Origin of the sequence: Halocella sp. SP3-1 (genome assembly GCF_003953885.1) — a bacterium.
GTDB classification, from domain to species: domain Bacteria; phylum Bacillota; class Halanaerobiia; order Halanaerobiales; family DTU029; genus Iocasia; species Iocasia fonsfrigidae.
On sequence record NZ_CP032760.1, the window covers coordinates 3,634,670 to 3,658,842 of the forward strand.

A 24,173-nucleotide genomic window follows, 5' to 3' on the forward strand; every position below is an offset into this window, starting at 1 on the left:
TCCCTCCTTATTAATAATCAAATAGAGTCTGAATAACCCTGCGTGCTTCCTCATTAATTACATAATAATTAACATTAAGTCCATCCCTTTCTCCCTTTAATATACCCATATCTTTTAGTTTGATTAGGTGTTGTGAGAGAGTGGATTGAGGTATATCAAGACAATACTGTATCTTGGAAACATTACAACCCTCTTCCTTAATTAACCCCTTAACAATACACAGCCTTATTGGATGAGATAAGGCCTTAAAGAGTCTGGCACCCTCCTTAATCTGCTCCATTTCATCTGTTATATTCTTCACTAAACTACACATCCTTTGTGAAATTAATATTTATCTTTATATTTATATATTAAGATATTGTGATATAAATGTCAAGTATAATCTTTATATTTCTGTAATTTTTTTACAAATACTTAATAATATCCCTAGTCATCGAAACGTATTTCCATCTTTTTAACCTTAACCCGATAAACCTCTGTTAGCTCCTGCTGCAGTTTATCAATCTCCCCATCTTCTCCACACAAATGCAGAATAATCAAACCCTCTTCTGCACACTCTCCGGTCTGATGTAAGCCTATCCGACTACTGATGATACAACCGTATTTAGTAAGGATCTCCTGTACAGTTGGAGCTGCATCTGTCCTTTTATCAAGTAGAACTGCCATTATTGTTGAACAATTAGTCATAACTAATCACCCCTATTTTTATTTAATGTATATTCCTTTAGTATAAACTAAAGCCAATAAATTATACCAAAAGGACCATTAACCCCGGGGGAATCAACAGTCCTTCTCATTTATACTTATTCTACAGCAAAACAACACTAATCCATCAATTTGTCCCGTAACAACTGATTAACCATACCAGGATTAGCCTTGCCCCTGGTCTCCTTCATAACCTGTCCGACCAGAAAACCAATGGCTTTACCCTTACCACTCTTAATATCTTCGACAGCCTCAGGGTTTTCACTGATAACCTGATCAACTATCTCTTCAATCTTACTCTCATCACTGATCTGTTTTAGACCCTTTTCCTCAACAATAGTTTCAGGGTCTTTTCCAGTCTTGAACATCTCTTTAAAAACAGTCTTGGCAATCTTACTGCTGATAGTACCAGCATCCATCAACTGCAGCATCTTACCCAGCAATTCACCACTTAATTTGCTCTCTTCAACTGCTATATTCTCCTCTTTCATCAAACGGAGAAAATCTCCCATAATCCAGTTGCTTACCCCTTTGGGGTCATCATAGGCCGTTACCCCTTCTTCAAAAAGCTCAGCCAGGGCTTTAGTATCTGTAAGTACTTCAGCATCATACTGAGGGAGGCCATATTCTGTCACAAAGCGTTTCATCTTTTCAACCGGAAGTTCAGGTAAACTATCAGACAGTTCTTTAACCCACTCTTTATCTACTTCCATGGGGACAAGGTCAGGTTCAGGGAAATATCGATAATCATGAGCCTCCTCTTTTCCCCTCATAGAAATAGTTTTATTTAGACTATCATCCCAGGTCCTGGTCTCCTGAACTACTTCATCACCACGTCCAAGAACTCTCTTCTGCCTTTCTACTTCATATTCCAGGGCCTTCTCAACTGCCTTAAAGGAATTCATATTTTTAAGCTCTGCTTTAGTACCAAACTCTTTTTGACCTACCGGTCTAATAGAAACATTGGCATCACAGCGGAGTGAACCCTCTTCCATATTACAATCAGATACCTCTAAATACTCAAGTACCTTTTTTAACTGGGTCAGATATGCCCTGGCCTCAGCAGGTGTCCTCATATCTGGTTCACTTACAATCTCAATTAAAGGGACACCTGTCCGGTTATAATCTACCAGACTCCCTGTTGATTTATCAATACTACCTTCATGTATTAATTTACCGGCATCTTCCTCCATATGTATCCGGGTAATACCTATCTCTTTCTTCCCTTCTTCTGTCTCAATCTCTATAGACCCATGTTCACAGATAGGGAGATCAAACTGAGAGATCTGATATGCCTTGGGCAGGTCAGGATAAAAGTAGTTCTTTCGATCAAACTTACTGTATTCACTTATTTCACAATTCAAAGCCAGACCAGCCATAATAGCATATTCCAGTACTTTTTTATTCAGAACAGGTAAAGTGCCGGGTAATCCCAAACATACAGGACAGACATGGGTATTAGGAGCAGCCCCGAACTCAGTACTACAATCACAGAATATCTTTGACTCAGTAGCTAACTGGGCATGAACCTCTAAACCAATAACTACCTCATATTCTACACTCATTTTGACACCTCCACTTTTGCCCTCTTATCCTTTATATTTAACAACTGTTCCAGTGTATAGGCAGCCTGTAATATCTTACCCTCTCCAAAGTGCGGCCCCATTATCTGTAAACCAATAGGCAAACCTGCACTATCAAATCCAGAAGGTAGGGAAATAGCAGGTATTCCTGCTATATTAATAGGTACAGTAAAGATATCCATCTGGTACATTTCCAGAGGATCACTCATCTCACCTAGTTTAAAAGCAGTTGTTGGGGTGGTTGGCGAAATAAGCAGGTCATATTCTTTAAATAATTTATCAAAATCTTCCTTGATGAGTGTTCTCACTTTCTGGGCCTTTAAGTAGTAAGCATCATAATAACCAGAACTCAGCACATAGGTCCCCAGCATAATTCTCCTTTTAACCTCATCACCAAACCCCTGATTCCTGGTAGTAGTAAACATTTCACTTACATTACTGGCCTGTTCACTGCGAAATCCATATCTAACCCCATCATATCTGGCCAGGTTTGAACTGGCTTCAGCAGGGGCAATTATATAATAAGCAGCCAGGGCATATTCAGCACTGGGAAGACTAACCTCCTCAACAATGGCACCAGCTCCTTCCATTTTTTTAACAGCAGTTAAGACACTCTCTTTAACCTCAGAATTAATCTCTAATGAAAAATACTCTTCAGGGAGACCTATTTTTAATCCTTTAACATCCTCTTTAATAAACTCAGTATAATCCGGTTTATCTAACTTAACTGATGTTGAATCCATAGGGTCATGTCCTGTTATGGCATTAAGTAAAATAGCTGAATCCTTTACATCCTTAGTAATTGGGCCAATCTGATCAAGTGAAGAAGCAAAAGCTACTAAACCATAACGAGAAACATTACCATAAGTAGGTTTTAAACCAACAACCCCACAATAGGCAGCCGGCTGGCGGATCGAACCCCCTGTATCAGACCCTAAAGCCCCTGCTGCTTCTCCAGCAGCAACTGCAGCAGCTGACCCACCACTGGACCCGCCTGGTGCATGGTTAAGATTCCAGGGGTTATGTGTCTTAAAAAAACCGGAGTTTTCAGTAGAAGAACCCATCGCAAACTCATCCATATTGGCTTTACCAAGCATTATAGCTCCAGCCTCTTTTAGTTTTTTAACAACTGTAGCATCATATGGTGGTTGATAGTTATTAAGAATATTTGAAGAACAAGTAGTCTTAATCCCCTCTATAGACATATTGTCTTTAATTGCCAGTGGAATACCAACCAGTGAACCAGTAAGATCCTCCCCTGCTCTTTGATAAGCCTCATCCCTGGTCAAGCTGACATATGCCCTAACACTATCATCCACCTGGTCTATTCTCTCATAGAAAGTGTTTAATACCTCAGTAACTGAAATCTCTTGATCAGCCAGTCTTTCCTTTAATTCGTGAATCGTTAAATCATATAACTCCAAATTAATAACCTCCTTTACTTATCACAACTTATTCACTAATAATTGGTGGCACCCTGAACTGACCATCCTTTTTATCCGGGGCGTTTGCTAAAGCCTTATCACGCTTAATTGATGGTTCTGCCTTATCTTCCCTGAAGACATTTTTCATGGGCACAGTATAGGCAGTAGGGACAACACCATCCGTATCAAGTTCATTTAACTTTTCTACATATTCCAGAATATCACCAAGTTGTTTGGCAAAGACATCTTTGTCAGCTTCATCAACCTCCAGATTGGCTAAGTTGGCAATATACTCTACATCCTTCTTGCTAATCATCTAATTCACCCTCTCCTGATTATTTATACTAAATGTTATGAGAACAAAGTAACTACGTCATCCAGACTTAATCAATAATTATTAATTCTTACTTAGGAATATTTTTAATACAAAGTTAACTACTTATCATAAACCAGACCAATATATTTACTGGACGACTCTAGAAATTGTCTGTAGGCATGGACGCCGGAAGACAATTTCTCGACAGTAAACGAAGGCAGGACGCCATAGTGCAACCCTAATTTTCTTGTACGCTTTGGTCAGATACGGAGTGCCTGTGGTGCACGACAAGGTAAGTAAATATATTGATCGGCCTTTAAAGTTATCCACAATTTCAAAATTGGATAATTTCCTCAAGAAAAATTTATACTCCTAATAATTCATCAAATCCCTCTTCATTTAATACTTCAACCCCCAGACTACCAGCTTTCTCAAGTTTGGAACCAGGGTTATCCCCTACTACCAGGTAATCCGTATTCTTACTGAGACTTGAAGTAACTTTACCCCCGGCAGATAAAACCAGTTCTTTAGCCTCATTACGGGTATATTTCTCCAGACCGCCAGTAAAAATAAATTTCTTATCCTGTAAGGGTTTTTCTTGGTTATCTACTACCTTCTTTTCTTCCATTTTAACACCAGCAGCCCTTAATTTGTCAATAACCCGCTGGTTCCTTACTTCTTTAAAGAAATAAACAATACTCTCAGCAATAGCTGGACCTATTTCATCTATATTCTCCAGCTCGTCCCGGATGGCCCGGGACAAACTGCTAATCGAGTGATAATGCTCTGTAAGAACCCTGGCAACACCTGCCCCAACATGCCTGATACCCAGAGCAAAGATTAATCTATGTAAAGACCTCTGCTTACTCATTTTAATGGCCTCAATTACATTAGCAGCTGACTTTTCACCAATTCTATCCAGGGGTAATAGCATATCCTTACTGAGACCATAAAGGTCAGCATAATCCTCTATTAAATTCCTGTCCAACAACTGGTCTATCAAGGCCGGACCAACCCCATCTATATTCATAGCATTACGTGAAACAAAGTGAATAATACCCTCTCTCCGTTGTGCTGGACAACTGGTTACATTAGTACACCTGTGAACTGCCTCATCACCTTCACGGGCTACCTCTCCACCACACACAGGACAGGTTATCGGCATTTCAAATTGCTGTTCACTACCTGTTCTTTTGTTTTTAATGACTTTAACAACCTTGGGAATCACATCACCAGCTTTTTTAATTAATACATGGTCACCTATTCTAATATCTTTCCTCTTTATTTCATCTTCATTATGTAATGTAGCCCTACTAACTGTTGAACCAGCTATTTCCACTGCTTGAAGAAGTGCTGTCGGGGTCAGAGCCCCTGTCCTTCCCACTGAAATAATAATGTCTTTAATAACCGTTGTTTTTAACTGGGCAGGAAATTTAAAGGCTATTGCCCAGCGCGGGCTCTTTGCTGTAGAACCAAGTTCTCGCCGTAAGGCCAGATTATTCACCTTAATAACAATCCCATCAATCTCAAAGGGAAGTTTGTCCCTTTCTTCGGTCCACTGCTTACATAATTTAATTACCTCATCTATATTATCACATTTTTGGTGCCAGTTCACCTTAAAGCCCTGTTCTATCAAAAAATCAAGGGCCTGTGAATGGGTATCTATCACTTCAAGGTCATGACTAAGCAGGTCATAAACCAGTATAGACAGTGAACGTTCAGCTGCAATACGGGGGTCTAACTGTCTGATAGACCCGGCAGCTGCATTTCGCGGGTTAGCAAAAGGCTCCTCATCCCTATCCAGACGTTGTTCATTTATCTTCTCAAAATCACCCTTAGCAATGTAAACCTCACCCCTAAGCTCCAGGTTAACTTCCTTTTTAAGTCTGAGAGGTAGACTCCGGATAGTTCGAATATTTTCTGTTACATCTTCACCAATAATTCCATTCCCTCTGGTAGCCCCCTGTACATAACGTCCTTTTTCATAAGTTAATATTGCTGAAAGACCATCAATTTTATGTTCAACAATGAATTCAATATCTTTGGTACCGGCCAGTTTATAAACCCTATTAGCAAAATCCCTCAATTCACCATCATTAAAAGCATTACTAAGGCTTAACATCGGTGTACTATGTTCCACTTTAGCAAAACTCTCTAAGGGTTCACCACCAACCCGCTGAGTCGGTGAGTCTGCTGTAATCAGCTCAGGGTTTTCCTTTTCAAGTCTTTCTAATTTTTTCATTAATTGATCATATTCAGCATCAGAAATCTCAGGTGAATCAAGGACATAATAGCGGTATTCATGATACCTGATCTCTTCACGCAAATTATTAATCATAGCTATAATATCATCTTTAGCCAAAAAATTACACCTCCAGATCAGGAGTTAATATCCTATCTAAAACAAGTTTTATTTATTTCCAATTTAATATTAATTATACGTTTATTAAAATATAAAGTCAAATAAATAACCCAGTGAATACCGGGATGTCAGAGAAAAATATAAAAACACAACCCCACTGTATTTTTAAAACACAGTGGGGAGGGGGATCTGAATCTACCTATGTCTATTTTTATATTCCATGGGGGTGCAATCTACCTTTTCTTTAAATTTAATAATAAAGTAATCTGAGTTTTTATACCCGACTTTCTCGGCAATCTGATATACATGTAAATTAGTATCTCTCAATAGCTTTTTAGCATTATTTAATCTAATTTCACTTAAATACTCAGAAAAATTTAATCCATTTTCTTTTTTAAATAATTGACCTAGATATGCAGGGTTGATATAGAATTTTTTTGCTATCTCTTTTAATTTAATTTCCTTAAAATAATTGTCCTTTATATACTGTTTAACCTTATTAATAATACTACATGATTGTTTCAACTCACTAATAAACTGAGCCACCTCAAAAGAAAATTCCCTTAGCTCATTTTCTAATTGTATTAAATTATAAGCAGAAATGTCTGTATTAAATATATTGTATTTCTTAACAATACTCTCAATAGAACCACCCATATTAGTAATAATTTTAGATATTTCAAGCAAAAAATTAGCTAAATATATTTTAATTATTCGTGGATGTAAATATACCTGATAAAAATCATTAAACATATTCTTAATTGTTTTTTTGATCCTTAATTTTTGATTATCACAAATTACATTTACCAATACACCAAATTCCTCTATTTCATTAAATTCTTCACTAAATTCTTCAACCTGTCTATTATAAAAAAATTCAAATCTATTTTTCTGTGATAATTCCTCTGCTAGTATTTCTACAATATCTATTAACTCTTCCTCATCAATAGGTTTTAATAGATATCTGGAGACATTATATTTAATAGCTTCTTTAGCATAAGCAAACTCATCATAACCACTTAAGATAATAAAAGACATATTTTTATCATACATACTTTTCCTAATATATTTAATCAAACCAAGTCCATCCAATCCAGGCATCTTGATATCAGTAATAATCAAATCTGGATAAGTAGACTTCATCTTTTCTATAGCATCTTTTCCATTTCTGGCTACAGAACAGACAGTAAAATTATACTTTTGCCAGTCAATTATATTACGCAAACCATTACGAATATTTGGTTCATCATCTACAATCATAACCCTGTACATCTTTAACCCCCACTGGAATAATTAATTTAACCATAGTTCCAATACCTTCCTTACTTTCAATATGCAAAACAAAATCATCACCATAATATAGATTTAATCTCTGATAAATATTATTAATACCAATGCTATTCCCTTGTATATCTTCATCTTTTATATGTTTTAAAATAAAATTCAACTTATCCTTCTTGATGCCTATACCATTATCTCTAACAATACAAATTAATTTATCTCCAGATATATCGATTTTAACATAAACTTCACCAGAGTCTTCACTACCCTCAACACCATAAATACAAGCATTTTCAACAAAGGGCTGTATAATTAGTTTAGGTATTTTTATGTCCAGTGTTTCAGGTTCAATATCCAGAATATACTCAAATTCATCCCCAAAACGGTATTTTTGTATCTTTAAAAAATCCTTTATATAAGCAAGTTCTTCTTGAACATCTATCCATTCCTGCCGAAAACTTATCATTCTACGCAGTGAACGAGCTAAATATTTAATTATTTTGCCAGTTTCTATTTCCTTTTTTTCTATTGATTTCATTCGAATTGATTCCAGGGTATTAAATAAATAATGAGGGTTTATTTGACTCTGTAAGGCATTTATCTCTGCCTGTTTCTTTTCTAATTTAATATGTGACTGTTCCAACCTGGCCTCATAGACATCTGTAATTAATGTCTTTATCTTGCTAACCATTCTATTATAAGCCCTGATTAGACTGCCTATCTCGTCTCTACCCTGTAAGCCTGTATATGGTTTATTAAAATCCTGCTCCAAATTACTTACATGTTCTGACAGGGCATTTAATCTTAGATAAAAAGAACGGTAAATGAAAAATATAATCAATGAAGACAGTAAAAGGCTTAATAAAGTAAGAAGAATAATGTTATTTCTCGGCCTCGCCAGGGCCCTTTTTATATTATCAACATCTAGTACATTAATAAGCATCCAGTTTAAAGAGCCGTTTATTTTTTTCTGAATAATGTGTTTATTATATTCAAACCCCTGGCCATTTACAGCTGTTTCTAAGAAGACGGTGTGCCCATTGCTAGTTATATTATTGGAAAATAGTATACTGCCACTAGCATCAAATATAAAAACTTTTTTTTTATTTGTTTCTGAATTTATAATCTTAATAATATTTTCTGCGTACAAATCAATCCTAATAACCTTTAGATAACGGTCTATACCCTGAAATTCATTTAAAATCCTTATAATTGATATAGGAGTGATGATAGTACCATCTGATTTTTTCTTGCTCTCTCCATAAATTATATGAAGTCTTTCAGGTGATTTAATAATATTTTCAAGCCATTCTTCATCAAGATAATCCATTCTATAGATAGAACCAGAATTTAAAACACTTGGATTATCTGTATAAACTATCATTTTATTTATCTGCTGATAAGCCTCACCATTTAAATAGATATAAGGTTTAAAATAATCGAAATATGTCTCTACATAATCCAAATTAGTTTCATAATCTTTATCCAGCATTTCATATAGTTTTTGATCTAAAGAAATCTTATCAGAAAGACTTATTATAAAATCAAAGTCATTTTCAATTTTAGTAACTATACGTTGAGTGGATAGTCTGTAATAATTTTTATTAATTTCTTTAACATTGGCAACCATATTATTGTAAAAAATTAGATTAATTACAATAATGGGTGCTACCACACACACTATATAGATAAAAATTAGTTTGTATTTAACTTTAACATCATTTAATAGATTACTATATTTACCCATTAGCTAACACCCATTTTAAATAAAATAGACCTTACTCCTTGACACCGCCAAGTGTTAAACCATGAACAAAATACTTCTGTAAAAAGGGATAAATAACTGCAATTGGTACAGTAACAATTATGGTCATAGTCGCCCTGATAGCCCTTGGTGTAATTTGACTTCCAGCTGCAGCCTGTGACATAGCCTGTTCCATTGAGCCGGACATAGATTGGGCACTGGCCAGTACTTTTTGCAGTTCATATGCCAGGGTACTTAAGGCAGGATTTGATGAATTATATAAAAATACATCCCACCAGGCATTCCAGTGATAAACAGCTGTAAAAATTGCTATAGTAGCCAGTACTGGTTTACATAAAGGCAGAATAATCCTTAAAAATATAGTTAATTCACTGGCTCCATCAATCTTGGCTGATTCAACAAGACTTTCAGGTAAATCATGTATATATGTCCTAATAATTATTAAATTAAAGGCGTGTACCAGACCAGGTAAAACATAAACCCAAAAATTATTAGTCAAGCCCAGTTTTTGATACAGAAAATAAGTCGGTATTAACCCTCCACTAACATACATAGTTAAAACATAGATAAAGGAAATAAATTTCCTTAAGACAAAGTCTTTTCTACTAACAACATAGGCTAACATTGCAGTAAAGAAAGTACCAAACACTGTCACCAATACTGTACGGGCAACAGATATCCACGCTGCATGAAAGGTTTGTGTCCTGGTTAACATTGTCTTATAATTAAAGGTAGTAAATTTACGCGGCCAGAGATAAATCCCCCCTTTAATACTATCTAAACCATCATTAAAGGAAACAGCCAGGGTATTCAAAAATGGATAAAGTGTTATTATAATTAAAAAAATAAGTGATAAATAAATAAATGAGTCTAATATAATATCTTCCAGTTTTCTTTTTGGTTTTAAGAGCATATTATCCCCCCTATATTAATCTTTCTTCACCCATCTGCTTAGCGACATGATTGGCGCCAAATACCAGAACAAGACTCACAACACTTCTAAAAATTCCAACAGCTGTTGCAAACGAATATCTCATCATTTTTAAACCGTAGTCCAACTCAAATATTGTAAAAATCCTTGAATACTCTATAACCCTACCATTACTCAACAAATATATTTGTTCAAAACCAACATTCATTAACTGACCAATATTCATAATAAAAAGAATAATGATTACAGGCTTAATACCAGGTAAAGTTATATACCAGATTCTCTGCAGCCTACTGGCTCCATCTATAGTAGCCGCTTCATATAAACTAGGACTAATCGAAGTCATAGAAGCCAGATATAAAATAGCACCAAAACCCACTGTTTTCCACACATGAGAGGCACCAACAACCCACCAGAATAATTTAGGGATACCCATAAACATAATAGGTTTATCAATAATATGAAGATTCAATAATATGTTATTTATAATTCCGCCATCTGTTGAAAGGATATTCATAACCAGATTAGCCCCAACTACCCAGGATATAAAATGTGGTAAATAGGAAATAGTCTGAGTGAATTTCTTAAAAAGAAGGTTTCTAACTTCATTTAACATTAGTGCTAATAAAATAGAAAAAAACATCCCAAATACAAGCTTAATGATACTCATCGCCAGGGTATTGCGTAATATCTGATAAAATATAGGATCCTCAAATAACATCCTAAAATTCTCTAAACCAACCCAGGTCTGTTCTAAAATCCCCTTGGCCGGCCAGTAATTCTGAAAGGCTATAATCCAACCCCAGATAGGGATATATTTAAAAATAATGACATAAATAATAAAGGGTAATGACATAAAAACTAAGGCCCGTTGTTTCCATATTTTCTTCCAGAAACTATCTTTATCTAATAGATTTGCTGTATTTAATGAAAGATTACTATTCACAATTCTTCAACTCCCTAGTAAATAATTTAGAAAGAGGGTACCATAAGTAAAAGCACCCTCAATCTTAAAACCTAATCAACCTTCCCTATTAATTAAGCTATTCAGAGCCCCAGTTTTCAACCCTCCAATCAATTCTCTCCTGATATACCTCTATCTGTTTCTCCATTAGCTTAGAAATCCTGGCTACATATTCCTCCCAGATATCCTCATATTCATCAGGACTACTCATCACAAGTTTTGGTACATATTCACGTATGGTATCTTCTAATCTGGTCTTCTCTATCTGTGCAGGTGAACCCGTTTCCAGTGTAATAGTCCAGAGGGGATAGTAAGGTACTTCTTCACCAGGCCTTGGGTCATTATACAGACCTGTAAAAGATTTAATCCCATATGCATCCATAACCTCTTTCTCAGAGTCTGTACTACCACCATAGATCATACTTGCCTGTCTTCTAGGCATATAGTTATTACCGTTTTCATCAAGGCCAATTAGACTTGGAAAAGCATCATAGAAATATTCCCTGCCAAATTTATCTCTAACCCAGTTAGGGTCGTCAAATAATTTCTGCTGTTCCTTGGTTCGATAGTACATACCATTTTCATCAACTTCATAGTGTTCACCTTTAATACCCCATTGGATTAATATCTGATGACCTACAAGATAATCAAGATACTTAATTGCCGCTACAGGGTCTTCACAGGCGGTTGTAATACCCATGCCCTGAGTTGTTTGAACATATGGCGTATCACGCACAAACTCCTCTACAGCTTCATCATATACAACTGGAAAGGGAACCATAATACTATCCGGGTCTTCTTGACGCAGAATATTTTGGGCTTTTTCTATCTGCCAGTATTGATTATGTGTACCCAGTACACGCCCCGAACTTATTTTTTCTAAATACTGGTCATAATTAATAACAAATGTTTCTGGATCAACTACACCCTTATTATACATCTCATTAAGTTTATTATAGTAATACTTTTCAACAAACCCTCCATTATATGGCCTTACAACAAATTTGCCAGCTTCTTTAATAGGTAAAAAAGCACCTTCATTGGGATAACCAATTAAATGCATTGGACCATTATTAGTAGCAAAGTTTCTCCAGCTATCATAGAGGCTCAAATATCCAATAGTGTCCTGTCCTTTATATGTTGGGTGTTTTTTTTGATAATTTTCTATTAGCTCAAAGTATTGCTCAAAAGTCTTAATAACAGGATAACCTGCCTCTTTTAATACCCTTTTATTGATAAAAAAGCCAACTGCAGGGTATCTTCTTTCACCTGCACCATAAGGAATAGCCTGTTGGGGAAGATAATAGATATGTCCATCCTCTTTTGTCAAAGACCTCATATGTCTTGCATAATATTTCTTAATATTGGGTGCATGTTCTTCAATTAAATCCTCTAAGGGAATTAAAACATCAGCATCCACAAACTTATCGGTAAAATGTGCTCCAACCAGCATATCCGGGTATTCCCCACTGGCAATCATTAAACCGACTTTGGTTTCCAGGTCTCCCACTAGATATTCCCTGTTCAGTTTGACACCGGTTTCTTCCCTGATAATATCACCAATTATCGTTGAACCAGGGTAATCAGGCAGTGCCATACTAATAAATACATCAAACTCCTTTAGCTCTCCGGCCATAACAGTACAACTTATTGATATGACCAATACCAGTAATAACAATACAATCCTATACTTTTTCAAAATAAATCCTCCCTTAATTTATTTTAATTCAATTGTATTTGCTATTACACATATATACAACCCTACAGAATATAGGAAACACCTTAATAATTATATGATTATAATTTTCTGATATTTTTTGAACAAAATAGTCCTTTCATTATACTGTAACATAATACAAAACTACCAGATACGGTAATTCCCACTTAAAGCTAATAGACTAAAAAAGTATAGGCAATTATCATAATAGCGCCGCTTATCTCTACGCAGAGGAGTATTCCAAAATTTGTCCACAGATTTTTTAGCCGCTTCTCCATCTCCAGCAAGAGCAGCCATAGCATTTGCGGCAATCAAAGCAACATTATGTAAATAATCCGGCCTTACAAGTTCTCTGCCATTTAGAGTGTATTTGGTATAATCTTCCTTATTAGCAAAAAAATTCTGGATTTTATTTGCTTCTTCTTTCTGCCATTCATCTGCCCTGAACCATTCATAATCCAGCCCAATATTCATGGCAACACGATAGGAATCACTATAAAAGTGTTGATGTCCTTTTGTCTTTTCCGGACTGCCATCATAATGGGCATACTCTGCAGATAGACCTGTTACAGGGTGACAGGCTTTTCTCAAATATACTCTACTTGCCTCAGCTGCTTCTGACCAAAATTGACGGTCTTCCTGATTACCCAAGTGAGAGAACAATTCATAGAAATGGGGTAAATGATAAGAAGGATCAGTAAAGTAACACTCAGGAACAAACTTAATCAGTTTATTATCTGGATCCCACAGGGGATCTCCTTCTCCTCCATCTTCTCCTTTATGAATAACTTCATGAAGTATATCTTTAGCTTGCTCACTATAATTAAAAGGTTCTGCTCCATCTCCCCAACGATTTGAAGCAAATAATAATGCCATTGCAAAATATTCCTCTCCATCAGGTGCCGGCCCCTGGGCATTCCTACTTCCATCAAGGGCACATGACCAGGCAAAATAGCCTTTATATTTACCGCTATCATGCCACATATAGGTTTTTGTCCACTTCCAGAGACGGTCAAATAACTCTTTTTCATCCATCTGTACAGCCATCATCATTCCGTAGGACATGCCTTCAGTTCTGACATCATTGTTACCAGTATCAGTTATATACCCCATATCATCACTAACTGGGTGATAAAACCTGATATCTTCATCTCCAAAAAATAACTGCTGCCAGGTGTCTTTAACCTTCGCTTCAATTTCAGTTTCAGAATAACCATATTCTTTAAACACATTTCTGTACTCTCCTGTAAAAAAAGCACCCTTATTATTTGTTCTATCAACTTTTCTTATCTTAAACACTCCTTCTTAATTTTATATGTTAACTATTCATAAACTCCTTTCAATTTCAAATTAGAATCGGTTTTTACTAAAATATATTAATATGTTAATTTTTTATATTTTCTTATTAAGAATATTAGCTATATCACTATTATTTTATAAGGTGCTATATTTTTAGTATATTTTCCTATCTAATTCATCTGGTATACTAGCTTTTCTATAAAAATAGCTGTTAATAACATCTCGCCATTCTTTGGCATGTTCTACCTGCTCACTGAGTCTGGCTAAAATGTTACTGTATCGTTTTTCATCAATTTTATCTTTAAGCCCTTCCCATTTTTTCTTAAGTACAATAGCCTGTTCTACACCAGTAAAATGACTGTCATAAATATGTTGAATTACTGTTTTTCCTGATTTTAGTTGGTGTATATAGGGTACGTGATGAAAGAATAACAATAACTCATCAGGACAAAATTCAATTGATTCATATCTAATGGCATTTTCTTCAAAATACTGTCCGGCATAAGCAGTACCGGTCTTGACAGACCTATCTACTCCAATACCATAATGATCTGCCCGGTGATATGTCCCCCAGCGAGAATATTCATAGCCATCTACATTAGGTCCATAGTGATGATTTGGATTTACCATCCAACCAATTCCTAATGGTGATGTATAATTCTCATATATTTCCCAGGAATCCAACAGCATCTGGGATATTGTTTCAACTACAACTGGGTCATTACCAAAGGTTAGTCTTACCCATTCATCAGTTATCTCTCCAGAAGAAAGATCAGGATTCCAGGTTAATCTTCCAAAACCATATAAGTTGGATTGAGCCAATGTATGGCCAGTCCAGTTATCATCATCACCTATATTTACTACACCAGCAATCCCGCCATATAACTGGCTAAATAGAGAACCGTCTATTACCTTTTTAACAGTTGACCCCTTACCACTGGCATAAGTATCAAAATCAAGAACCTCTTTCCACTGTGGAACCAGATAACATAAATGCCTCTGCTGTCCAGTATATTCCTGGGTGATTTGTAATTCTAAAAACTGATTCGTTGCTCCCATAGCCCCAAACAAAGGAGAAACTGGTTCCCTGACCTGAAAGTCCATGGGTCCATTCTTTACCTGTAATATTACATTCTCAAGAAACTCACCATCCAGAGGTTTAAAGTTATCATAGGCAGCCCGGGCCCTATCAGTTTGATAATCTCGCCAGTCCTGTTGACAATTATAGACAAAACAACGCCAGATAAGAATCCCCCCAAATGGTTTTAATTCTTCTGCCAGCATATTTGCCCCTTCGGCATGATTACGCTTATAAGTAAAAGGTCCTGGCCGGTGTTCTGAATCTGCCTTTACCAGAAAACCTCCAAAATCAGGTATCTCAGCATAAATATCTTCAACCTTATACCTCCACCATTTTCTGACCTCACTATTCAGGGGATCAGCAGTTGATAAACCACCCAATTCTATCGGACTGGCAAAGTTAATGCTGAGAAAGGTCTTAATACCATAATTTCTAAATATATCAGCTAATTTTTTAACCATATCCAGCTTATCATCAATTAACTTAGTTTCTTCCCTGTGAACATTAACATTATTAATAACAATACTATTAATACCAATAGAAGCTAGTAAACGGGCATAGTCAATTATTCTATCCAGATTATCTGTTAATTGATTATTATTATAGAAAATTGATTTTCCAGCATAACCCCTTTCAATACTGCCATCCAGATTATCCCAATGATTAATAAACCTTAATGAATTAACTGGATTATTTATAATTTCAATATCATCCAGTTCTTTTTCCATCTGAATCATTCTTAAGAAACTAAAAACTCCATATAATAGTCCCTGATCAGATTTTCCAGTGATAATAATCTTTTGTTGTCCATTTCTTTTTACTGATTTAATAAGAAAACCTTCTCCATTAATCTTAGCTAAGATATCTTTAGAAATTAAATTATCAAGATAAGGATTACCTGACTTGACTACTATTAAAAATGTTTTTTCTTCTGGGGCATCAGCAATCATAGGGTCAATACCTGTTAAGCCTTCTATTCCTTTTATCAGCTCTTCCCTGGCAGATTTAATAACCGGGGTATCCCCGGTTATTACAATTGTTCTTAATAGATCTCTATAATATTTTAATAATTCCTGTTCCTGAATCTTATTATATCCCAGCCAGCATTGATAATCATTACTCTGATTTCTTCTATTCATTTATTCACTCTCCGTAAAAAAATAATCTTAAGCACCAGAACAAACCATAAATTCACACATTTATCATTTTCTACATAACTCACCAGTTCTAAAAGGTGATGCTGGTAAACCCTCTTTATTATATAAATTTGCATGCTCAGGATTATCAGACCAGGCATAATATACTGCTACCGGGTCTTTAACCTTTTCATTCCATACTATTACTTTATCATTTCTTATCTCTGCCTCAGCTTTATGGGGTTTATTATTGCTATCTACAAGAAAAAATGTTTTCAGTTTCCCATCACCTTTAGCAGTAAGTCCGCTACCAATATGATCAAAAGTAAGAATTATTTTCTTGCCTTCAACCTTCATGGAACTGTATATCGGACCTGAGTAAACGATATCTTCTTCACCATATGCCCTGAATCGAGCTGCCAGTGCCAGTCTAATCCCCACATCCTTTTTATTCAGGGGATGAAGGTCATTCCATTCCCCTATATCAATTGTTACTACCATTGCTGTATTGGAAACAGATAGTGCTTTTAACTGTGCTTCTCTAATTACAGCCCAGTTACTCTCAGCTGAATAGTCTACATTTTGTCCATAATTAGGCAGCTGTACATATAAAAATGGGAAAATACCCTGTTTCCACTTCTGTCTCCAATCACTAATTAAACTACTAAACAAATCTCTATATTCTTCTGGTCTCAAATCATTTGATTCACCTTGATACCAGATAACACCTTTAATTGTATAACTTAAAAGGGGAGCAATCATTCCATTGAATAAACCAAGCGGTTTCCACTGTACAAATGTAGTCTCCGGTTTTGATTCACATACTGCCCCCACTTTATATCTCCACTCGCCTTTCAAATCTATCATCTCTTCACCAGCAGTAATTTTATATGGTTTATCCTCTACAAAACCACCCTGACCATTATTACAAACTACCCTGATGGCAATATAATTTTTACCTTCTTTTAACAGCCTTTCAGGAATATCATATTTCCTGGGAGGGTACTGATATTCTGTTTTACCAACAGCAATACCATTGATATAAGCTGTATCACTGTCAATAATTCTGCCCAACAAAAGCCTTGCAGGCCTGTTAAGCATTGATGCAGGTACTTCTACTTCCTTTCTGAGCCAGATAGCCCCATTAAAATTACCCAATCCTAATTCTTCAAAAAAAGCAGGGAGATTAAATGTTGACCATTCACTATCATCATAATCAGAATCATACCATGCAATTTTTTGATTTAAGAAACCCTGGTCTTTTTCTAATAAATTACTATACCAGTTTTCCTCAGCAAGCTCATCCTTCTGGAGTATACCCTTAACATACTCATCATCTTTAAACTTTTCCACTGATTCTAAATACTCTGGAAAACCCTGTAAAGTATCTTCACTTAACCATGCTTCTACAGGCGAACCACCAACACTGGCATTCATTAAACCAATTGGGACCTGATATCTGTCATATAATTCCTTAGCAAAGAAATAGGCAACTGCCGAAAAATCCAGGATGTTCTCAGGGTCTACAGATTTCCATTCACCGCTTTCAAGATCCTGACAGGGGACATTGAAATCATAATTTTGTGGTACATTAAACTGCCTTATTTCAGAATTCCACGCAGTGGAAAGCTCTTCTTCGTATAGATCCCTGACTCTACTGATAGGTATTTCCATATTTGATTGCCCAGAACAAACCCAGACATCACCAATCAAAATATTGTTGATAGTAATAGAATTATTACACCCATCTATAATCATTTTATATGGTCCACCTGCTGGCATAGGAGGCAGGATAAAATCCCAGGTATTATTATTCTTAGCAACTGTACTGTATTCCTTATCCTGGAATAAAACAGTAATCCTCTCACCTTTAGCTGCCCAACCCCATATCTTAATTTCTTTTTCCCTTTGTAAGACCATACCATCACTTAATATCCTCGGCAATTTGATTACTTTCATTTAATCAACCAACTCCATTGTCTTACCAGTTAATTCTATATCTTGATATAATACACCTTGACCTGTTAATTTTTTACTCCTCTCATCAGGCTGCTGTCCACCAAGATATATCCTATAGCTGGCTTCTTTTAAGAGGTATCTCCCTTTTTCATCTACAACTGCTAACTGCCGTGGCTTAATATGGAATTCTATATTCCTTTTTTCGCCTGTTTTTAGATGAACCCTTTTGACACCATTTAATTGCCACTTTGGAAGACTAATACTTCTTTCCTGCAGACTAATATATAACTGGACAACCTCATCCCCGGCCACTTCACCAGTATTTTCAACATCTACCTTAATAGTCAAATCCGTATCATCACTGATTGCTATTTTTTTACTATTAATTGATAGATTAGAATATTCAAATTTAGTATAACTCAATCCATAACCAAATGGGTATAATGGTTCCTCTTCTAAATATCGATAAGTCCTGTTTTTCATACTATAGTCTCTAAAAGGTGGTAACTGTTCTAAAGACTTAACAAAGGTAAGCGGCAGCCTACCAGCAGGGTTATAATCACCAAATATTATATCAGCTACTGCTGTGCCCCCTTCCTCACCAGGGTACCAGGCTTCAAGAATAGCTTCAACATTCTCTGCAGCCCAATTAAGCTCAACTGGGCTACCATTTAATAAGACCAATACAATAGGTTTACCTGTTCTTTGGACAGCCTTTAATAATTCAAGCTGGAACCCTGGGAGACTAATATCTGATTTATCTCCACCACCATCAGAATTAGCAACAGCCCCTTCTTCACCTTCAAATTCAGGTGAAAGCCCCAGACACATGACTACTAAATCAGCCCTTTCAGCTGCGGCAAGAGCCTCAGCAAAACCAGTTGTAGGAGGATTACCCCAGAAAGACTCAGGTGTTTCCCCTAAGGCACAGCCTTCTGCATAATATACCCTTGTTTTATCACCTACTGCCTCCTGTATTCCTTCTAAGATAGTCACGTATTTTGAAGGTAACCCAAAATAGTTACCGAGTAAAACCTGTTTACTGTCAGCATTCGGACCAATAACAGCTACAGATTTTAATCCTCTTTTATCTACTGGTAAAAGTCCTTCATTTTTTAACAACACCATTGACTCCCTGGCTGTTTCCAGGGCTATCTGTCGGTGTTTTTCACAGTCATTTAACTCATAAGGTATATCATTAAAAGGAACCATTTCCTGGGGGTCGAACATACCCAGCTTAAATCTTGTGCGCAGTAATCTCCTGACTGATTTATCGATAGTATCTTCAGCAATCAAACCCTTTTCTACAGCAGTTTTGAGGTGTTCAAATACCCTACCACAGTTGAGGTCACAACCATTATTAACAGCCATTGCTGCTGATTCTTCAGGGCTATTAGTCAACTGATGGTGTTGATGAATATCCTCAATAGCACCACAATCAGAAACATAATGACCTTCAAAACCCCATTCACCCCTTAATATCTTCTGTATTAAGGTTTTACTGGCACAGCAGGGCTCACCATTAACACGGCTATATGCCCCCATAACAGCTTCTACTTTAGCCTCTTTAACTGCATCACGGAAAGCTGGTAGATATGTCTCATACATATCCTTAAGATCAACAACAGCATTAAATTCATGCCGTTCACTTTCAGGCCCACTGTGAACAGCAAAATGCTTGGCACAGGCTGCTGTTTTTAAATATACAGGGTGATCACCCTGTAACCCCTTAATAAAGCTCACACCTAGTCTGCCTGTTAAATATGGGTCTTCACCATATGTCTCCTGACCTCTTCCCCACCTGGGATCCCTGAAGATATTAATATTAGGGGTCCAGAAAGTGAGCCCCTTATATATACCCCTGTCTTCATGTCTTTGAAACTCGTTATATTTAGCCCTGGCTTCATCGGAAATAGCAGAAGCAACCCTGTATAAACGTTCTGGACTAAAAGTAGCAGCCATTCCAATTGCCTGGGGAAAAACCGTTGCTACACCTGCCCGTGCAACTCCATGTAAACACTCATTCCACCAGTTATATTCCTTAATACCCAATCTGCCAATCGCATAGGAATAATAAAGCATTTGAGTAAGTTTTTCTTCAAGTGTTAACCTGTTTAACAAATCATCCAACCTTTCATCTAATGGTACTTCTGGATTTTTATAAATTGCTGTCTTTTCTGTTGATTTACTCATTATTTACCTCCATAATTTACATTTTTATCTTTTTAATATATTTTCCTCTTTAATTGATCAGAAATCCCTGACTTCCTATGGGGTTTAATGCCTATTATGTTTTCTTCTCCAACTAATAAACTGCGGAGAATAATTACTATTATTAACAGTTATTCTTAATAAAGATTATCCTTTAACACCAGTAGTTGCAATACCTTCAACAAAGAACCTCTGTGCAAAAAAGAATAGAATTGCAAGTGGTACAAGAGATAGAATAGACATGGCAAATAATGAACCCCAGCTGACAGCAGCTGCATTATCAAGGAACATTCTCAAACCAAGTGAAATGGTAAAACTTCCAACATCATTGATATAAAGTAATTGATTTAGAAAATCATTCCAGGACCACATAAAGGAAAATAGTCCTATACTGAAAATAGCTGGTTTACAGTTTGGTAAAATTATGTTCCAGAAAATTCTAAAGTGGCCACAACCATCAACTATCGCAGCTTCATCCAACTCACGAGGAATACCCCTGATAAACTGTACCATCAGATAGATAAAGAAAGCCCCGGCAAATTGGGCTGCAAATGCTGGGATAGTTAACGGTTTATATGAATTAACCCAACCCAAAGTCGAATATAGCACATACCTTGGTACTAATAGCACCTGTTGTGGTAACATCAAAGTCCCCATCAAAATTGCAAATAAGGTCTTTTGAAAGGGAAATTTCAATCTAGCAAAAGCATATCCAGCCATTGTTGTACTGATTACTGTACCAATCACTACAAAAAATACTAATTTTAAGGTATTCCAAAAAAACACCCCAAATGAATAACCCGGGATAGCAAACCAACCCTTAATATAATTATTCCACAGCCATTTAGATGGCAAAATACCACCTGGGGTAAATATTTCATTATTTGGTTTTACACTACCTAAGAAAAGCCAGATTAGTGGGTATAGCATAAAAAGTGTAAATAATATTAAAAAAGTATATTTTATTACTTTACTTTTCTTAAAAGCCATTTTATATGATCTCCTTCCTATTCGCTCTCATAATAAACCCAATGTTTAGATGTGAAAAATATTAGTCCGGTTACAACTAAAATTACCAGCAATAGTACCCAGGATAATGCACTGGCATAACCCATTTCTGAAGCCAAAAATGCCTTATTATAAATATGGAGTACCATAAAGAGTGTTTCGTTTATTGGTCCACCGCGAGTAATAATAAAGGCCTGTGTAAAAATTTGAAAAGAACTGATAGTCTGTAATATCAGGTTAAATAATATAACAGGAGATAACATCGGTAGAGTAATATAGAAAAAACGCTGAACCTTATTACCACCATCTATTTCACACGCTTCATATAAGGAACTAGGTATATTTTTAAGCCCAGATAAAAAAATAACCATTGATGAACCAAACTGCCAGACAACTAGTAAAACAAGTACATATAATGCAGTTGAAGGATTGGCAATCCAACTTTTCCCCTGGACACCAAAAACCTCCAGAACATTATTAATCAATCCCCTTGCCCCAAACAACTGTGTCCACATAGCTGCAACAGCTACACTGGTCCCAATTAGTGAAGGTAGATATAAAGCGCTCCTAAAGAAATTTGTTCCCTTTATTTTATCATTTAAAATTGCTGCAATAAAAAGAGCAAAAGACAATTTCAAGGGAACAGAAATAAATACAAACTTAAGTGTGACACTTAATGACTTGATGAACTTTCTATCACTAAATAGTTCTTTATAATTTTTTAACCCAATAAATGTTGATGAAAATAAATTAGTCTTCTGCAGCGACATTATAAATGAACTAATAAATGGCCAAAGAGTGAAGATTATTATTCCAATCAACCATGGAGCAAGAAATAGAAAGGCTATCATATATTCTTTGCGCTTATTCCTGTTCTTTATAGACATAGACCTGTTATTTATAATATTAGCTTTCATAACACCCATCCTTCTAATGTAATTCTTTAAAAATAATTAAACAGTATAATTCCCTTTTTAATTAAAGACCATAAGACTATTTTAATTAACAGTTTGTTTTTTTTTAAAATATGGGCCTATAGTTAATACAAACCCATATTTTAATTTTATTTCTCAAATTAATCCATTAATAAAGAAAATTAATTAGTCATTAATAGAGTTCATAAATTCTTCTGCACCTTCTTCTACACTCATCTGCCCAAAACCAATCATCTGGCTAATTTCAGGTAGAATAATAGGTCCTAATTCTCCATTTCCACCTGGACCAGCATAAGCCATTTTTAAATCTCTTTCAAGAATTTTATCTACAACTGACATAACTTTTCTATCAATGTCATTTAATTGTGCTCCAGATTTTAAGAGGGTGGCTCGCTGTACATCTGTGGGTAGAACTCCCCTACAATTCTTCAATATTTTGGCTGCTTCCGGACTAGTAGTAAACCATTCAATAAATTTGGTGGCTTCATTTACATGCTTAGAATTTTTAGAAACTGAGAATATTAAACCAGGTCTAGCAAGGTCTCCGTTTTCTCCATTTTCTCCAACAGGTAATGGTACTGGTTGTAAATCATCAGTAGTTTGGTCTTGATACCTTCCGAAAGTTCCTGCAAAATTAATCTCAAAAGCAGTTACACGTTGTATTAGTAACGAATTAGCTGAAAAATCATTCATTGATGAAATATCAACAGGAGCTACAGCGTTACTCTCCCTTAGGTCAACAAAGAATTGTAAGAAGTCTTGAATATCTTCTTTTTTAATAGTAAATTTCTCGTTATTGAAAGGAAAAGCATCTTCATAACCTAATTTAGAATAACCATAGTATTTTAATATATCGAAACCCATACCCTCAATATTAGCTGTAAAATCAGGGGCACCATAAACTTCTCCATCAGATTTTTCATAAACTTCTTTGAATTTAGCTACCATGTCATCCCATGTATAAGGTGCTTTTAATGGCTCTACTCCCAGTTCTTTAAGGAGAGTTACATTCTGGTTTAAGACAATTCCATTAACAGATAGGTTAACACCGTACATTTTCCCATTAAAAGAACAAGCCTCTACATATTTAGGGTTATGACCACTAACATCTACCATTCCAGTAATATCCACCATGCCATCTGCGTCTTCTAAATCCGGGTACCATTCCATTACAGTTGTAAAAATATCAGGTGCATTACCAGCCATTATCTGTGAAAACAGCTTATTCCTGTATCCTTCAAATCCTGAATATTCTGGTATAATATCTATATCTGGATTCATTTCTTCATACCGTTCAATTGCTTCTAATGTATTTCTATGCCTTGTCTCTGAACCCCACCATGACATCCTTAATTCAATTTTTTTTGCTGCAAAACTAGTCACTGATAAAGATAGAATTGACAAAACGACCATAGAAATCATTAAAAATTTCTTATACATTTAATTAGTCCCCCTTTTATTTTAATTCACTTTCACATATCCTCAACTAAAAAACA

General features: G+C 35.7%; 18 protein-coding genes. All 18 read right to left on the minus strand.

Translation table 11 applies throughout. The features are described from left to right. Positions 1-10 precede the first annotated feature (10 nt). The gene (locus D7D81_RS17440) at positions 11-301 is read right to left on the minus strand and encodes an ArsR/SmtB family transcription factor (protein WP_205739269.1); all 291 of its coding nucleotides are present in this window, start codon (positions 299-301) and stop codon (positions 11-13) included. Between the two features lie 125 nt (positions 302-426). Further along, positions 427-687 carry a CPF_0552 family protein gene (locus tag D7D81_RS17445; protein WP_125991302.1) on the minus strand — a complete coding sequence of 87 codons (261 nt, stop codon included), beginning with the start codon at positions 685-687 and terminating at the stop codon, positions 427-429. A 137-nt stretch (positions 688-824) separates the two neighbouring features. After that, entirely contained in the window at positions 825-2,270 is a 1,446-nt protein-coding gene (gatB, locus tag D7D81_RS17450; RefSeq protein WP_125991303.1) for an Asp-tRNA(Asn)/Glu-tRNA(Gln) amidotransferase subunit GatB, read from the minus strand. Then, the gene (gene gatA / locus D7D81_RS17455) at positions 2,267-3,712 is read right to left on the minus strand and encodes an Asp-tRNA(Asn)/Glu-tRNA(Gln) amidotransferase subunit GatA (RefSeq protein ID WP_125991304.1); all 1,446 of its coding nucleotides are present in this window, start codon (positions 3,710-3,712) and stop codon (positions 2,267-2,269) included. Before gatA ends, gatB begins: the two co-directional genes overlap by 4 nt. A gap of 28 nt (positions 3,713-3,740) precedes the next feature. Continuing rightward, positions 3,741-4,028, minus strand: a complete 288-nt coding sequence (gene gatC, locus D7D81_RS17460) for an Asp-tRNA(Asn)/Glu-tRNA(Gln) amidotransferase subunit GatC (protein WP_125991305.1) — start codon at positions 4,026-4,028, stop codon at positions 3,741-3,743. Between the two features lie 364 nt (positions 4,029-4,392). Continuing rightward, the gene (gene ligA, locus D7D81_RS17465) at positions 4,393-6,366 is read right to left on the minus strand and encodes an NAD-dependent DNA ligase LigA (RefSeq protein ID WP_125992327.1); all 1,974 of its coding nucleotides are present in this window, start codon (positions 6,364-6,366) and stop codon (positions 4,393-4,395) included. Positions 6,367-6,585: 219 nt separating this feature from the next. After that, positions 6,586-7,662 (minus strand): response regulator, encoded by a 1,077-nt coding sequence (locus D7D81_RS17470; RefSeq protein ID WP_125991306.1) that lies wholly within the window; start codon positions 7,660-7,662, stop codon positions 6,586-6,588. Next, positions 7,637-9,418, minus strand: coding sequence for a sensor histidine kinase (locus D7D81_RS17475; protein WP_125991307.1), 1,782 nt, complete (start codon positions 9,416-9,418; stop codon positions 7,637-7,639). Before D7D81_RS17475 ends, D7D81_RS17470 begins: the two co-directional genes overlap by 26 nt. A 31-nt stretch (positions 9,419-9,449) precedes the next feature. Next, entirely contained in the window at positions 9,450-10,349 is a 900-nt protein-coding gene (locus D7D81_RS17480; protein ID WP_125991308.1) for a carbohydrate ABC transporter permease, read from the minus strand. A 10-nt stretch (positions 10,350-10,359) separates the two neighbouring features. Beyond that, positions 10,360-11,313, minus strand: a complete 954-nt coding sequence (locus D7D81_RS17485) for an ABC transporter permease (RefSeq protein ID WP_205739270.1) — start codon at positions 11,311-11,313, stop codon at positions 10,360-10,362. Between the two features lie 97 nt (positions 11,314-11,410). Beyond that, positions 11,411-13,030 (minus strand): extracellular solute-binding protein, encoded by a 1,620-nt coding sequence (locus tag D7D81_RS17490; protein WP_125991309.1) that lies wholly within the window; start codon positions 13,028-13,030, stop codon positions 11,411-11,413. A gap of 162 nt (positions 13,031-13,192) precedes the next feature. Beyond that, the gene (locus D7D81_RS17495) at positions 13,193-14,347 is read right to left on the minus strand and encodes a family 8 glycosyl hydrolase (protein WP_286169885.1); all 1,155 of its coding nucleotides are present in this window, start codon (positions 14,345-14,347) and stop codon (positions 13,193-13,195) included. Positions 14,348-14,500: 153 nt separating this feature from the next. Then, the gene (locus D7D81_RS17500) at positions 14,501-16,567 is read right to left on the minus strand and encodes an alpha-glucuronidase family glycosyl hydrolase (RefSeq protein WP_125991310.1); all 2,067 of its coding nucleotides are present in this window, start codon (positions 16,565-16,567) and stop codon (positions 14,501-14,503) included. Between the two features lie 63 nt (positions 16,568-16,630). Then, on the minus strand, positions 16,631-18,523 hold the full coding sequence (locus D7D81_RS17505) for a sialate O-acetylesterase (RefSeq protein ID WP_125991311.1): 1,893 nt from the start codon (positions 18,521-18,523) through the stop codon (positions 16,631-16,633). Continuing rightward, positions 18,524-20,716, minus strand: a complete 2,193-nt coding sequence (locus D7D81_RS17510; protein ID WP_125991312.1) for a glycoside hydrolase family 3 C-terminal domain-containing protein — start codon at positions 20,714-20,716, stop codon at positions 18,524-18,526. A 165-nt stretch (positions 20,717-20,881) separates the two neighbouring features. Then, positions 20,882-21,724: a carbohydrate ABC transporter permease gene (locus tag D7D81_RS17515; protein ID WP_125991313.1), complete on the minus strand. Its 843-nt coding sequence runs from the start codon at positions 21,722-21,724 to the stop codon at positions 20,882-20,884. Between the two features lie 17 nt (positions 21,725-21,741). Further along, complete coding sequence (locus D7D81_RS17520; protein WP_125991314.1) at positions 21,742-22,659, minus strand: carbohydrate ABC transporter permease; 918 nt, start codon at positions 22,657-22,659, stop codon at positions 21,742-21,744. 183 nt (positions 22,660-22,842) lie between these two features. Further along, entirely contained in the window at positions 22,843-24,117 is a 1,275-nt protein-coding gene (locus tag D7D81_RS17525; RefSeq protein ID WP_125991315.1) for an ABC transporter substrate-binding protein, read from the minus strand. Positions 24,118-24,173: the final 56 nt, after the last annotated feature.